The organism is Pseudomonas sp. JV245A (assembly GCF_032424515.1).
In the GTDB taxonomy this organism is placed as follows: Bacteria; Pseudomonadota; Gammaproteobacteria; order Pseudomonadales; family Pseudomonadaceae; genus Aquipseudomonas; species Aquipseudomonas protegens.
Genome location: NZ_VYKE01000132.1, coordinates 1 through 14,809, shown reverse-complemented (window position 1 = coordinate 14,809; position 14,809 = coordinate 1). Strand labels below are relative to the sequence as shown.

General features: G+C 67.2%; 11 protein-coding genes and 1 pseudogene. 1 reads left to right on the top strand and 11 read right to left on the bottom strand.

Going from position 1 to position 14,809, the window contains the following annotated elements:
* The 6 genes and pseudogenes from F6S12_RS25055 to mdcA all read right to left on the bottom strand — a co-directional run.
* Positions 1-115: pseudogene (locus F6S12_RS25055) on the bottom strand (phosphoribosyl-dephospho-CoA transferase); the annotation flags it as partial.
* Positions 112-915 carry a biotin-independent malonate decarboxylase subunit gamma gene (gene mdcE, locus F6S12_RS25050; protein WP_015637354.1) on the bottom strand — a complete coding sequence of 268 codons (804 nt, stop codon included), beginning with the start codon at positions 913-915 and terminating at the stop codon, positions 112-114. The pseudogene F6S12_RS25055 and the gene mdcE, both read right to left, overlap by 4 nt.
* Positions 912-1,763, bottom strand: a complete 852-nt coding sequence (locus tag F6S12_RS25045; protein WP_015637355.1) for a biotin-independent malonate decarboxylase subunit beta — start codon at positions 1,761-1,763, stop codon at positions 912-914. The genes mdcE and F6S12_RS25045 overlap by 4 nt, the downstream gene beginning before the upstream one ends.
* Positions 1,756-2,055 carry a malonate decarboxylase subunit delta gene (locus F6S12_RS25040; RefSeq protein ID WP_015637356.1) on the bottom strand — a complete coding sequence of 100 codons (300 nt, stop codon included), beginning with the start codon at positions 2,053-2,055 and terminating at the stop codon, positions 1,756-1,758. The genes F6S12_RS25045 and F6S12_RS25040 overlap by 8 nt, the downstream gene beginning before the upstream one ends.
* Entirely contained in the window at positions 2,055-2,930 is an 876-nt protein-coding gene (locus F6S12_RS25035; RefSeq protein ID WP_015637357.1) for a triphosphoribosyl-dephospho-CoA synthase, read from the bottom strand. The genes F6S12_RS25040 and F6S12_RS25035 overlap by 1 nt, the downstream gene beginning before the upstream one ends.
* Complete coding sequence (gene mdcA / locus F6S12_RS25030) at positions 2,930-4,606, bottom strand: malonate decarboxylase subunit alpha (protein WP_041120237.1); 1,677 nt, start codon at positions 4,604-4,606, stop codon at positions 2,930-2,932. The genes F6S12_RS25035 and mdcA overlap by 1 nt, the downstream gene beginning before the upstream one ends.
* A gap of 193 nt (positions 4,607-4,799) precedes the next feature.
* On the opposite strand from mdcA, the gene F6S12_RS25025 reads away from it, so the two are divergent.
* Positions 4,800-5,360, top strand: coding sequence for an NADAR family protein (locus F6S12_RS25025; protein WP_053160314.1), 561 nt, complete (start codon positions 4,800-4,802; stop codon positions 5,358-5,360).
* A 72-nt stretch (positions 5,361-5,432) separates the two neighbouring features.
* On the opposite strand, the gene F6S12_RS25020 is transcribed toward F6S12_RS25025, so the two are convergent.
* From F6S12_RS25020 to F6S12_RS25000, 5 genes are all read right to left on the bottom strand, one after another.
* Positions 5,433-5,882 (bottom strand): chemotaxis protein CheW, encoded by a 450-nt coding sequence (locus tag F6S12_RS25020; protein WP_065365092.1) that lies wholly within the window; start codon positions 5,880-5,882, stop codon positions 5,433-5,435.
* On the bottom strand, positions 5,875-11,784 hold the full coding sequence (locus F6S12_RS25015; RefSeq protein ID WP_315869424.1) for an Hpt domain-containing protein: 5,910 nt from the start codon (positions 11,782-11,784) through the stop codon (positions 5,875-5,877). Before F6S12_RS25015 ends, F6S12_RS25020 begins: the two co-directional genes overlap by 8 nt.
* Positions 11,785-11,808: 24 nt before the next feature.
* Positions 11,809-13,872, bottom strand: coding sequence for a methyl-accepting chemotaxis protein (locus F6S12_RS25010; RefSeq protein WP_011063998.1), 2,064 nt, complete (start codon positions 13,870-13,872; stop codon positions 11,809-11,811).
* A 140-nt stretch (positions 13,873-14,012) separates the two neighbouring features.
* A complete protein-coding gene (locus F6S12_RS25005) occupies positions 14,013-14,552 on the bottom strand; it encodes a chemotaxis protein CheW (protein WP_011063999.1) in 540 nt (179 codons plus the stop codon).
* Positions 14,553-14,562: 10 nt separating this feature from the next.
* A partial coding sequence (locus F6S12_RS25000; RefSeq protein WP_315869423.1) for a response regulator occupies positions 14,563-14,809 on the bottom strand: 247 nt, incomplete at its 5' end.

The following is a 14,809-nucleotide window of genomic DNA, read 5'->3' as shown; positions in this document are numbered from 1 at the left end:
CCGGCTGCCCGGCCTCCAGCACCGCATGGGCCCAGGCCGGCGCATCGCCCGGCAACTGCGCCGGGGTCATGCCCCACAGCAGGTCGTGGGGCAGCCAGGGGCCGCACCCGCTCACCACTGCTCCCGCAGCAACTGCCGGACTCGGCTCGACGCCGCCCGGTTCACCGCGCCCAGACGGCTGCCGAGGTCGACGCCCTTGGCCCGCACATCGGCAATCGCCGCCAACAGGCATTGATTGACCCGGGCCAGATCCTCCGCCGTCGGCTGCTCAATCTGCCGCACCGACAGGGTTTCCCACAGCAGGCCCAGGCCCGCGTAGCTGTCGATGTCATAGGCCATGGGCGGCACGCTGGCGGCCAGGGCTTCCAGCTCCTCGACGCTGCGCAGGGTCACCCGCGCCGCCGAGGCCTTGCCCATGGCGTGCACCATCACCCCCGGGTCACGCAGGGCGATCAAGCGGTTGGCCTGATACCCATGGGCCAGAAAGGCCCCGGACATGGCCTTGCCCACCAGCAGGGCGATCACCGGGTGCCCGGCCAGGCGGGCCCGGGCATAGCTGTCGGCGGCGCCCGCCAGGGCCTGATGAATGCCCAGCGCCTCTTCGCGCCGGCCATAGGCCTGGCTCGGCACATCGACAATGGCGATCAGCGCCCGCTTGTGCTCCTGGTCCTGATCGGCGCGGATCACCTCATCCACTGCCTTGGCCAGCCCCCAGCCTTCCAGCAGGCCGACCTCGCCCTGACGGGCGCGGGGAAAACGGTTGTCGGGGTCAGGCACTACCGCAATGAAGCGCGCCGGCTGCCCGTCCAACTGGCCGTCGGCAACCTTCAAGGAAGGTGGCAGGCCGCTCACGGGGGTTGCATCGCCACTCAAGGCGTCGAACCAGTTCAGGCCCCGCAGGGAACTAGCAGTCATGGGCGGTCTCCTTGATACAGGTCGCGAACCGTCGCCGCATCGATTTGCGGCGTCGTGTTCAGGCGGGACAGACGTTGCAGGTACAGCTCGGCCTCGCGGCTGCGTTGCCGCGACGGCAAGCCCAGGGCCAGCAGCTCACGGACCTGGGCCTGGATCAGTGCCACATCGTCAGCCACGTAGCGGTCCACCAGGCCACTGGCGAAACGCTGCTCGCCGCCGGTCAGGCTCCAGATGAAAGGCCGGTCCCGGGAGTCGTATTCCTCAAGGCCCGCTTCCTGCTCGATCACCTGCGGGCCGTTGAGCCCCAGGCGCGCTTCCTGGGTGACCAGCAGATAACTGCACAAACCGGCGGCAATCGACATGCCGCCAAAGCAGCCGACGCTACCGGCCACCACGCCGACCACCGGCTGGTACTGGCGCAGGTCGACAATCGCCGCATGAATGTCGGCAATCGCCGCCAGCCCCAGGTTGGCTTCCTGCAGGCGCACGCCGCCGGTTTCCAGCAGCAACACGGCGCGGGTCGGGATGCCGTTGCGGTTGTCCTCGGCGGCCAGCTCCAGGGCGCCGGCAATCTTCGCCCCGCCCACTTCACCGAGGCTGCCGCCCTGGAAAGCGCCTTCGATGGCAGCAATCACCACCGGCGAACCCGCGATGCTGCCCTTGGCGATCACCACCCCGTCATCAGCCTGGGGCACTACGCCCTGGCGCTCCAGCCAGGGCGACATGACCCGCTGGAACGGGTCCAGCAACTCACGAAAGCTACCGGCATCCAGGAGTGCCCGGGCCCGCTGCCGGGCGCCCAGTTCGACGAAGCTGTGCTTGTTCAACAAGCGTGCGCTGTCAGTCATGGCCGATCTCCTCGAAGCCCTGTTCCAGGCGCAGGCGCACCACCCCGGGGGTGGCGCCGAAATCATGGATGTCGATCAACAGCGCCGGCGGCGTCTGGCCGTCGAACATGCGCTCGAACAGGTGCTGCCAGCGCGATGCGCTGCCGTTTACCGAGGTCTGTACCTGGATGCTCAATTTGCCGGGCTGCCCCGGCTCCAGCAGCACTTCCAGGTCGCCGGAGCCGACACAGCCCACCAGGGCGCGGCCACGGCCGGGCTGGCCGGCGGGGAATTCAAAGGACAAGGTTTCCATCAGTTCGCTCCCTGGTTAACAGCATCGCCGGATTCGATCCGGTCCAGCAGCAGGCTGGCCGCCAGCAAGTCGGCAGCGCCGCCGGGCGAGGCATTCAAGGTCAGTAGTTGCAGATCCAGTTCATGCAGGCGACGACGCCCGGCCAGGGTGGCGCTGCCACCAGCATCGAGCACCGCCCGGGCCCCCTGCTGCATGGCCTGCAGGCCCAGCTCACCGGCGCGATAGAGCACGCAGGTGTCCGCCAGCCGGCTCATGATCGCCAGCAAGGCATCGAGCCGGGCATTCTGTTCGCCATGGCCCTGGGCGCGGCTGCGCTTGAGCTGCGGCAGCCCCAGTTGCAGCACGGCGGGAAAGCCTTGCTGGGCTTCTTCGCGGGCACCGCGCACGCCGTAGCGCAGCGCCACCTGGGCGCCATGGCTCAAGGGGCGTGGTGCATAACGGTCTTCGAGCAAGGCCAGGCGCGCGGCCCGCAGCGCGACACTGCCGGCACTCGTGGCTTGAGGTTCCAGCGCGGCGGCGGCCACCAGCAGCCCCAGGGCCCAGATCGCCCCGCGATGGGTATTCACCCCACCAGTGGTGGCGAGCATGGCCTGCTCGCCTTCTCGGCCAATGCGCCCCAGGGCTTCACGCAGGGGCAGGCCCACTTCCCCGAGCAGCAGGGCAGCGTCGGCCATTTCCTTGAAGGCCGGCCACAGCGACAGCGCCGAGGCATGCATCAGGCCCAGGTGCAGGTCGGTGTGGGCGCCATTGCCACGGCGGTCCACCAGGGCCGGCTTGGGCGACAGGTCGGCCTCGTCGATCAGCGCGTCCACCGCCAGGTCCGCCAGGCGCTCGGCCAGGCTCGGGGTGGGTGATTGCAGGTTGAATGCGTGCATTACCAGCTCCTGAACTTGGCGGGCGGGTTGTACAGGCCACCGGACCACTCCACCAGGTCGGCCACGCTTTTCGCCGCCAGCAGCTCGCGGCTGGCGTCGGTGCGGCGGATGCCCAGGTCTTCCGGCAGGGCAATCAGGCCTTCACGGCGCATGCGCGCGGTGTCCTTGGGGTTGTGGCGCAAGCCGATGGCGGTAACCCCGGCCACGGCGGCGATCATCGCCTGGCGCTCTTCCAGGGAACGGGCCTTGTACAGGTAGGCGATGCCTTCCTCGGTCAGCAGGTGGGTGACGTCGTCGCCGTAGATCATGATCGGCGCCAGGGGCATGCCGCTCTTGCGCGCCACGTCCACCGCGTCGAGGGTTTCGACGAAGGTCGGTTTGCCGCCTTCCTGGAAGGTTTCCACCATCTGCACCACCAGCTTCTTGCCGCGTTCGAGCATGGCCTGGGGTGCATCGCTCTGATCCTGGCGCATATCGAGCCAGGCCGGGGTGCCGTGGCGGCGCCCGCGGGGGTCGTGACCCATGTTCGGCGCCCCGCCGAAACCGGCCAGGCGGCCACGGGTCACGGTGGAGGAATGGCCGTCGCCATCCACCTGCAAGGTGGCGCCGATAAACAGGTCCACCGCGTACTGCCCGGCCAGCTGGCAGAACATCCGGTTGGAACGCAGGGAACCGTCGCGACCGGTGAAGAACACATCCGGACGCGCGGCGATGTAGTTTTCCATGCCCAGTTCGGTGCCGAAGCAATGCACGCTGTCCACCCAGCCACTTTCAATGGCCGGAATCAGGGTTGGGTGAGGATTGAGGGTCCAGTTGCGGCAGATCTTGCCCTTGAGCCCCAGGGATTGGCCGTAGGTGGGCAGGATCAGCTCGATGGCCGCGGTGTTGAAACCGATGCCATGGTTCAGCGACTGCACGTTGTGTTTTTCGTAGATGCCGCGAATCGCCATCATCGCCATTAGCACGTGCACCGGCTTGATATGGCGCGGGTCGCGGGTGAACAGCGGCTCGATATAGAACGGCTTGTCGGCCACCACCACGAAATCCACCCAGGACGCGGGAATGTCGACCCGGGGCAGCTCGCTGACATCGTCCACCAACTGGTTGACCTGGACGATGACAATGCCGTCGCTGAAGGCCGCCGGCTCGATCAGCGCGGGCGTGTCCTCGGTACTGGGGCCGGTGTAGATGTTGCCGGCGCGGTCGGCCATGAACCCGGCAGAGAGCACCACATTGGGGATCAGGTCCACCACCAGCCGCGCATAGAGCTCGATGTAGGTATGGATGGCGCCGATTTCCAGCAGCCCGTCTTCCAGCAACTGGCTGATGCGCAGGCTCTGGGTGCCGGCAAAGGAAAAGTCCAGCTTGCGGGCGATGCCGCGCTCGAACAGGTCCAGGTGCTCGGAACGGCCGACGCTGGGCATGATCATGTGCAGGTCATGCAGCCTGGCCGGGTCGGCCTTGGCCAGGGAGCGGGAGAGAAAGTCCGCCTGTTTCTGGTTGTTGCCTTCCAGCACCACCCGGTCGCCGGGCAGGATCAGCGCTTCCAGGGCCGCGACGATCTTGTCGGTCGGCAACACCACGCCATCGGCGATGGCCCGCACCTGCTCGAGGCGCCGCTGCTTTTCGCTGCGCCGCCGCGACCAGCGCGCGTCGGGGGAAATTATTGTTGTCATGCTCACTCCACGGGTTCGCTGTCGTGGCAGTCACCTTAGGAGTGAAAACGGGGAGCATCAATCAAGCACGGCGTTGGATCGTTACGCTCAGCGTAATGATTTGCGGAGAAATGGCACTCTCATGCTCTCTCGGTACACAATGCCCGCCGTACCGGCCCATGAGCGGCCTGGGCAGACCAAGATGAGAGTCAGCATGGACACACCGATTCGCTCGAACCAGGCGCTGCTGGAGCAGCTCAAGCATGGCCTGAAGCCCGACTACCTGATGTTCTGGGGGCACCAGCCCACCCGGGACGGACGCATCTCCCAGAGCTGTTTCAGCCAGTGGTTCGACGCAGGTCTGGAACTCGATGGCATTCGATACCCCAGCGCCGAGCATTTCATGATGGCCGGCAAGGCCCTGCTGTTCGGCGACCAGGAAACCCACGGGCGGATCCTCAAGGCCGTGACGCCCGCCGACGTGAAGCAACTGGGTCGCGAGGTGCGCGGCTTCGATGACGCCCGCTGGACCGAAGCACGCCTGGATATCGTGGTGCAGGGCAACCTGGCCAAGTTCAGCCAACATCAGGCGCTGGGTGAATACCTGCTGTCCACAGGCGACCAGGTACTGGTGGAAGCCAGCCCGGTGGACCGGATCTGGGGCATCGGCCTGGCCGCCGAGGATGCCAGGGCCAGCCAGCCGGAGCAGTGGCGCGGCCTGAATCTGCTGGGCTATGCGCTGATGGAGGTGCGGGACAGGTTGCGCATTGGCTGAGGGGCTGCCTTCGCTGGCAAGCCAGCTCCTACCGGCGGTGTTATGTAGCGGCCGGCTTGCCGGCCAAGAGGCCTAGAGCCCCGTCACCAGCAGCTCTTCCAGGGCCAGCAGGTCCGGCACCTTGGCCACCTGCTCGGCCACCTGCACCGCGGCCTTTTCCAGCGCAGCCAGGGGCACGTCGACATAGCTCAACTGGCTGTCGAGCTTGCAGGAGCGGGGAATGCCCTGCACCAGCAGGGCCATGAACTTCAACTCCGGGCGCCCGCCCAGGGCATTGAGCACGACGATCCGCGCCCGCTCGCCAATCACGGTCCTGCCACCGCAGGCCGACTCGAAGCTGATCAGCGGAATCCGCCGCTCGCGCCACAGCACCCGGCCCAGGTACCAGGGCGGTGAATCCAGGTCGAAGGTGCCCTGCTGATAGTCGATCAGCTCGGCCACGGCCACGTTGGGCAGGATCAGGGTACGGTCGGCCAGGGGCAGCAGCAGCCCGGTGAGAGTGCTGGCGCGGTGATCAAGCATGGGTCTTGCTCCACAGGGCGATGCTTTCCAGCAGCACCGACTCTTGATAGGGCTTGCCGAGGTAGTCGTTGACGCCGATGGCCATGGCCCGGTCGCGGTGTTTCTGGCCGGTGCGGGAGGTGATCATGATGATCGGCAGGTGTTGCAGGCGCGGGTCGTTGCGTACCTGGATCGCTACCTCGAAGCCATCCATGCGCGGCATTTCGATGTCCAGCAGCATCAGGTCCGGGGTGTGCTCGGCCAGCAGCGCCATGGCGTCGACCCCATCCTTGGCGGTGAGCACATTCATGCCGTGGCGCTCCAGCAGGCGGCTGGTGACCTTGCGCACCGTGACCGAGTCGTCCACCACCAGCACCAGCATCGGCCGCGGCGGTTGCACCTCGCTGGCCGGCTCGTCGCCCGCCAGGCGCGGCAGCGGTGCCTGGGCCTGCAAGGCGCGGATATGCGCCAGCAAATCGAGAATCAGCACCACCCGACCATCGCCGAGAATCGTCGCCCCGGACAGCCCCTGGACCGCGGCGAACTGCGGCCCCAGGCTCTTGACCACGATTTCCCGGGTGCCGGCGGTGGCATCCACCTGCACCGCGATGCGCTGCTCGTTGCAGTGCACCAGCAGCACCGGCAGCGGCTGCACCTGGCCCAGCAGCTTCGGCCGGGGCACGGTGTGCAGCAGCTCCCCCAGGTAGCACAGCTGATAAGACTGGCCGGCGTACTCATAGCGCGGTGGGTCGAGCTGGTAGTAGCCGTCCAGCTCTGCGGGCAGCACCCGGACAATGCCCTCCACGGTATTCAGCGGAATCGCGTACTGCTCGTCGGCGCACTGCACCATCAGCGCGCGGTTGACCGACACGGTGAACGGCAGGCGAATGCGAAAATGCACGCCCTGGCCGGCAACCGAGTCGATGCTCATGCTGCCGCCCAACTGGCGCACCTCTTCATGGACCACGTCCATGCCCACCCCGCGCCCGGAAATCTGGGTGATCTTCTCGGCAGTGGAAAACCCCGGCTGCATGATGAATTGCAGCACTTCGCGGTCGCTGAGCTGCGCCTCGGGGTCCAGCAGGCCGCGCTTGATGGCTTTTTTGCGCACGGCTTCCAGGGGCACCCCGGCGCCGTCGTCGCGCATGTCGAAAATCATGTCGCCGCCCTCGCGGGACAGGTCCAGGCTGATCCGCCCCTGTGCCGGCTTGCCTGCCGCAAGGCGCGCCTCGGCCGATTCCAGGCCGTGGTCCACGGCGTTGCGCAGCATGTGTTCCAGGGGCGCGACCATGCGTTCCAGAACGTTGCGGTCCATTTCCCCTTCGGCGTTGCCGACCACGAACTCCACGTCCTTGCCCAGCTCTTCGGCCACCTGGCGGACGATACGCTTGAGCCTGGGCACCATGCGCTCGAACGGCACCATGCGCGTGCGCATCAGACCTTCCTGCAATTCGGTGTTGATCCGGCCCTGCTGCTGCAACAGGTTCTCGGCGTCGTGGTTGCGCCGGTCCAGGGTTTCCTTGAGGTCCAGCAGGTCCGAAGCCGATTCGAACAGGGCCCGGGACAGCTGCTGCAACTGCGAGTGGCGGTCCATTTCCAGGGGGTCGAACTCTTCGTAGCCCAGGCGCTCGGCCTCCACCTGCTGGCGGCTGAGAATCCGCCCCTGGGTTTCGGTGTCCAGGCGGCGCAACTGGTCGCGCATGCGCTCGATGGTGGTTTCCATCTCGCCCAATGCCGTGCGCGCATCGTTGACCTGCTGTTCGATACGGCCACGGAAGATCGAGGTTTCCCCGGCCAGGTTCACCAGGTCGTCCAGCAGCTCTGCCGAGACCTTGACCATGTCCCCCGCCACTGCCGCTTCCGCCGCGGGCGCCGCGGGCTCGGGCTTGGTGCTGGGCAGTGCTGCTTCTGCGGCAACGCCGGTCGCTACCCGCGGATGGCTCAGGTCGTGGATCGCATCGATGAGCTTCTGGGCCGGCTCGATGGGCTGGCCGGCACGGGCCGCATCGAGCATCTGGGCCAGGCGGTCGTGGCTCTTCTGCAACAGGGTGAACAGCACCGGGCTGGGTTGCAGCAGGCCGGCGGACAGGCCTTCGAAGAGAAATTCCAGTTCATGGGCCAGATCGCCGATGGGGGCGATTTCCACCATGCGCGCACCGCCCTTGAGGGTGTGCAGGTCGCGCAGCAGGGTTTCCACTTCCTGGCGACCCTGGGGCTCGGCCTGCCAGCGGGCCAGGGCCGCGGCAGAGCTGTCGATGATGTCGAAACCTTCTTCGAGGAAGATTTCCAGCAGCTCCGGGTCCTGGGCCGCACGGTCTTCCTCGACCGTGCCCTGGGCCACTTCGCCGGTGCTGGCGGCCTGCTGCCGGTACGACCGCACAGCCTCGATCTGCGCCCGGGATTCGTCCAGGGGATGCTGCCCCTGCAACTGTTCCAGCAGCAGTGCCAGTTGCTCGTGGCTGCTGCGCAACAGCAGGCCCAGGTGCTGGCTGTGGCTGTAGCGCCGGTCCACCAGCCCCTCGTACAGCGACTCCAGCTCCTGGGCCAGTTCCGCCACCGGTGCCACTTCGGCCATCCGTGCGCCGCCCTTGAGGGTGTGCAGGTCTCGCTGCAGGGAAGACAGCGGCGCGCCATTGTCCGGGTCGGCCAGCCAGCGCTGCAGGGCCTGGTCGGCGCTTTCGAGGATATCCACCGCCTCTTCGAGGAAGATCTCGACAATTTCGTCGTCCGCCTGCATCGGGGCCTCGGCCTGCTCCAGGCGGGCCGTGGCCGCGCCCAGTTCGCTGATGCTCAGGGCGCGGCTGCCATCGCTCTTGATCAGGCCCGTGGCAGAAGGGTCCAGACCTTCATCCAGCAGCTCGCGCAAGGCCTGCACCCGTTCCGGGCGCGGGCTGACTTCCTGGCCTGCGGCCAGCTCGTCGAGCATGTTGATCAAGGCATCATGGGCGCTTTCGGCTTCGTGGAAGAAACGCTCGCTGACGGCCAGGCTGCTCTCTTCCACCGCGCCATAGAGATCGAGCAAGGCTTCGCACAGCTCGTCCACCGGGTGCAGGTCGGCCAGGTGCGCGCCCTCGCCCAGGGTGGTCAACTCATCCAGCAGGGCGCTGAGTTCCTGACGCTCGCCAGGGTGCTGCTGCCAACGGCGCAGCAGGCTTTCGGCATCCAGCAGGATGTCCATGCCCTGGGCCAGGAAGTTGTTGATCAACTGCGGGTCGCGCTTGGCCCGGGGAGCGCTGTCCGGGGCGCTGAGCAGGGTTTCCAGGCGCTCCCCCAGCAGGGCCAGGGCGCGCCCCACCAGGGAGCGGGCGCCATCGATAGGCGCCAGCGGGTCGCTGTCCAGCTGCCGCAGGCCCCGGCGCAGCAGGCCTTCGGCTTCCAGCAGCAGCTCCACCTCGTCCAGGTCCAGGGGGATCAAGTGCGCCCGGTATTCCCGGGCCAATTGGTCCAGAGGGCCGGCCAGCTCGGCAATCGGCAGCACTCCGGCCATGGAGGCGCTGCCCTTGAGGGTGTGCAGGGCCCGTTGCAGTTCGTCGCTGGCCTGCAGCGGTAGGTGTTCGGCGGCCTGCTCGAGAAAGCGGTTGATGCTGTCCAGGTGGGTCTGGGCCTCGGTGCGGAAGATCTCCAGCAACTGCGGGTCCAAGGCCTCGGCCGGCACTGGCGCCGAGCCTTGCGCACCATTGGCCAGGGCATGGGCCCGGGCGGCCAGGCGGTCGACATCGTCGCGCTGACGCTGGGCCTGCTGGGCGAACTCGGCGATCAGTTCCGGCAACAGTTGCAGGGTGTCGGCCACCAGTTGCCGGGCTTCGACACCGGGCTCCACGCTGTGCTCCAGCACCCGGTTGAGGAGGTTTTCCACCGCCCAGGCCAGCTCCCCCAGCACCAGCGCGCGCACCATGCGCCCGCTGCCCTTGAGGGTGTGGAAGGCCCGGCGCAGTTCGCTCAGGGCAGATGTGCCATGGGGGTCCGCGGCCCAGCGCGGCAGGTACTCGCGCAGCATCTCCAGCACTTCCTCGGTTTCTTCGAGGAAGACTTCCCGCAGTTCATCGTCCACCGGCTCCTCGTCCCCTGGCGGCGGCAACAGGCTGCCCGGGGTGATCAGGGCCGGCGGGTTGAGGGCCGAGACCGGCACCGCCAGGACATCCGCCAGGGACTGCGCCACCCGGGGATCGTCCAGCTCTTGCAGGTCCTGCATCACCAGGGCTTCGCTGGGGCTCAGGGGCTGATCGAGCAACGGCACCTGCTCCACCGGCACATAGCCCAGGGCGAGCAGGCCCTGCTGGGCCACATCGAGGATCTTCTCCCCCGGCGCCTCGTGGTCCTCGCTCAGGCGTTCCAGGTAGTACTCCAGGCTGGTGAGCACATCCGCCAGGTGGTCCAGTTGCTGCCAGTCGGGCCGGGAACGGGCCGCCAGCAGGTGTTCGACGACAAACTGCTGGCAGGCCTGCATCAGCCCCGCCGCGCGGGGCAGCGGGATCATCGCCAGGGCGCCGCGCACCTGGGTCAGCAGCTCGGGCAGCGCCTGCAGGTGTTCGGCGTCCCAGTCGGCCTCGATGCACTCGGCGATCAGGTCCTTGGCCTGGTGCAGGCAAACCCGCGCCTCCTGGATCACCAACTGGTGGATCTGGGTCAGGTCGGTGGTGGGCAGGCGGCTTTCCTCACGGCTTTCGGGCTCCACGGTGCCGGCCATGCCGGCCAGGGTCGCTTCCACGTACAGCAGGGCCCCCGCCACATCCATCAGCACCGCGTCGTCCGGCGCGCGCTGGCCCTGGGCCAGGCTCTGGACCACCGCCAACTGATCGATGATGACCTTGCGCGGCTGGCCGAAGCCCAGCACCGCCAGGGTGTCGGCGATCTGCCGCAGGGGCGACAGCAGCCCTTCGAGGTCGTCGGTGTGCTGGCGGTCGCTGCGCACGAACAGGTCGAGGCGTTCCTTGACCCGCACCAGGCCATCGCACACCGCGGTCAGCACCGAGCGCATGGCATCCCGGTCGGGGCCGGCCAGGCGGGCCCGCTCCTCGTCCACCACCGCGCTGTCGGGCAAGGCGTCATCCAGTCCGTAACGTTCTTTCATGGTCAGCATCAATGGGGTGGGATGGCGCGCCTTGGCGATATAGAACAGCAGGCTCTTGAGCAATTCATCGGGGGCCGGCCGGTTGATCCCGGCCATGCCCTGTTCCAGCAGGCGCTTGAGCTCCTTGTCGGCATCCTTGAGCAGGCTGCGCACCGCCGGGCTGTTGGCGATCTCGTCGTGGCGCATGCCCTCCACCAGGGCCGAGGCGATATGCCACAAGGGCGCCAGCGGGGCGTCCTGGCACAAGGCTTCCAGGCGTTCGAAGACCTTGGCCATGTAGCCCAGGCTCTGCTCGTCATCCTGCTCGCGCAGCAGGTCCACCAGGGCGGTCTGCAACATGTGTCGCAGCTTGCGCAACTGGTTGGGCAACTCCAGGGGTTCCAAAGCCGCCAGGGCCTTGTCGCTCAGGGGCGGCAGGCTGGGCAGTTGCGGGCTGAACAGGCTGGTTTCCGAGAGCAGGCTCTCGCCCCGGGCACTGCGCAGGTCGTTGAGCAGCGGCAGCACCACCAGCGGCAGGTCGCGCCGCGCGCTCTGCACCCGGTCCAGGTACTGGGGCAACTGGCCGATGGCCTGGCGCAGCAGGCGCAGGGCTTCGTCGCGCTGGGCCACGCGCCCCTGCTGCAGGGCCAGGGCGAGCTTTTCCATTTCTTCAGCCAGCAGCGCGGCGCCGTAGAACTCCACCATCTGCAGGCTGCCATGGACCAGGTGAATGCCTTCCAGGCACTGGTCGATGGCCTCCAGGGCCTGGGGATCGTCCGCCAGATGCTCCAGCGCCTGATGCGCCTGCTTCAGGGTCTCGGCAATTTCGCCCTTGACCCACTCCAGGGCTACATAGTCGTGCCGATCAACCATAACCACTCCAGTCAAAGCCTTGTGTCAGCGGTTGTCATTCGGGGCCGGGCCCCGGGTGGCCGGCAGGGTGAAGCCGGACACCGAGCGGCGCAGCTGGCTGGCCATCTTCGCCAGGTTGCCGATGCTCTCGGCGGTGGCGGTGGAACCGGACGAAGTCTGCGAGGTGATCTGCTGGATCACGTTCATGGTCAGGGAAATCTGCCCGGCCGAAGAGGTCTGCTGCTGGGCCGCGTTGGAGATGCTCTGGATCAGCGCCGCCAGGGTCTTGGACACGCCTTCGATCTCTTCCAGGGCCACCCCGGCGTCCTGGGCCAGGCGCGCGCCGCGCACCACTTCGGTGGTGGTCTGCTCCATGGAGATCACCGCCTCGTTGGTGTCGGTCTGGATCGCCCGCACCAGGGTCTCGATCTGCCGCGTGGCCGCCGAGGAACGCTCCGCCAGCCGCTGCACCTCGTCGGCCACCACGGCAAAGCCGCGCCCGGCGTCACCGGCCATGGAGGCCTGGATCGCCGCGTTGAGGGCAAGGATGTTGGTCTGGTCGGCAATGTCGTCGATCAGGCTGACGATATCGCCGATCTCCTGGGAAGACTCGCCAAGACGCTTGATCCGCTTGGCGGTGTCCTGGATCTGCTCACGAATGTTGTCCATGCCGTGAATGGTGTTGTGCACCACCTCGTTGCCCTTGTTGGCGATTTCCACCGAGCGCTCGGCCACCGCCGAGGATTCCGCGGCGTTGGCCGATACCTGGTCGATGGACTGGGCCATTTCGTTGATCGCCGTGGAGGCTTCGGAAATCTGCTGGGCCTGATGCTCCGAGGCTTCGGCCAGCTGCATGGCGGTGGCCTGGGTTTCCTGCACTGCGCCGGCCACCTGGCCGGCGGTGAGGTTGATGGTGGCCACCAGGTCACGCAGCTGGTCGACGGAATAATTGATGGAGTCGGCAATGGTGCCGGTGAAGTCCTCGGTCACCGAGGCGGTGACCGTGAGGTCGCCGTCGGCCAGGTCCTCGATCTCGTCCAGCAAACGCATGATTGCGTTCTGGTTGCGCTCGTTCTTCTCTGCGGTCTCGCGCAACTGGCGGTTGGTCTCGCGCACCATCACCAGGCCAATGAGGATGATCGAAGCCAGGGCCAGCAGGCCCAGGACGTAGCCGCCGATGGTGTCCAGCTTGCGGCTGCCGGCCAGGTTCTCGAAGCCGCTGGCCAGCAGCGAAGCTTCGTCCAGCAGGGTCTGGGACAGGCTGAAGATGTTGCTCGCCGACTCGCGGACCTGGAACAGCTCGGGGGAGGTTTCGAGGATCTCGTCCACGGAGCCGGAGACGAACTCGAACAACTCGGAAATCTCCGCCAGCCGCCCCCGGGCATCCGGGTCTTCCACCTGGCTGATCTTCAGCCCCGGGTTGCCCTGCAACATGCCGTTGAGCACCTGGCCGAAGCGCGCGGCATCGCGACCGAAGGCATCGGCGGCCTGGACCGCGTTTTCGTCGCCGGCCAGCACCGTGTTGACCGCGCCGAGAATCCGCTCGGCCAGCAGCGACTGGCGCTGGGCCATGGCCACCTGGGCCGCCGGGGCGCCACGCTGGAGCAGGATCTCGACGACCTTTTCATACTCCACCTGCAATTGCGGCACGGTTTCCGCCAGGGTTGCCGCCACCTGGTGCAGGGACAGCACGGTCTGCTCGCTGGCGAGAATCGCGTCGGTGTTTTTCAGCAGTTTTTCCCAGTCCAGCTGCACCGCGCGCATTTCCTGGCGCAAGGCCACCGGGGCCCCGGGCAGCCCGGTGTCCGGGTCACCCTTTTTCAGGTAGCCCCAGCGCCGGGCGAAATCGTTGCGCGCATCCCCCAGCAGCTTGAACGCCGCAGCCTTGCCCGCCGCCGCTTCGGTGGCGTTCTTGGCAATGCGCTGGGACAGCACCCGCAGCTCGCCGGCATGGCCGATGTACTGTTTGTCGTAGGTGGCCTGGGTATTGAGGTAAGCGAAGTTGGCGAACAACAGCATGATGAACACGATCAGTGCGATGAACAGCACGATGATCTGCGAGCGACTGCGGGAGCCTTCCAGGGGCTTGCCGGTTTTGGCTTTGGTCATCGATCAGGCCTGTGGCGAGCGGGCGGTCCCGCATTCGAGTGCCCGGGGCGCGCGCAACGCCGGGGCAGCATGGGTTGATCCAGGGAAACACGCGCTTCCCGTGGCACGGCCAACGGGTTGCCCAGGCGCCGGGGCGCCCTTCACGCTGCCACCTCCAGGAACCCCGGCGAACGGGCCAGGGCGAAGGGGCTGAAGACCTGCCAGACCTGATCGCGGCGGAACTGGCCCTGCAGGTAGGGGTTGACCGCGGCGTCGGCAAAGTCGGTGATGCCGGGCTCCAGGCTGTCCTGGGCAAAGTGCTGCAGCCCGGCCACCTCGTCCACCAGCAGGCCGGCGAACAGCTCCTTGTACTCCACCACCAGGACCCGCCGCTGCTTGCGCAGGGGCGACAGCTCATGGCCGAAGAAACCGCACAGGTCCATGATCGGCAGCAGCCGCCCGCGCAGGTTGGCTACGCCCTTGACCCAGGGCTTGACCCCGGGCAGCAGGGTGTAGCGCGGCTCGTGCAGGACTTCGCTGATCTCGCCCATGGCGGCCACGTACCAATGCTCGCCCAGGCGAAAGCCGATGCCGCTCCAGCTGTGCTGGCGGGTTTCCTGGGACGGCAGGTCGGCGGCCAGCAAGCGGCAGCGCTGGTCGATCTCCAGCAGCAGCTCGAAGGCGGTCTGGGATTGGCTCATGGCGCGGCTGTCAGCCGGCCAGGACGTTGTTCAGGGTCTTGATCAGGGTCTCTTCGTCCACCGGTTTGGTCAGGTAGTCCTTGGCGCCCTGGCGGGTGCCCCAGACCTTGTCGGTTTCCTGATCCTTGGTGGTGATGATGATCACCGGGATATGGCTGGTCTCGGCATCCTTGGTCAACTGGCGGGTCGCCTGGAAACCGTTGAGGCCGGGCATGACGATGTCCATCAGCACCGCGTCGGGCTTTTCTTCCCGGGCC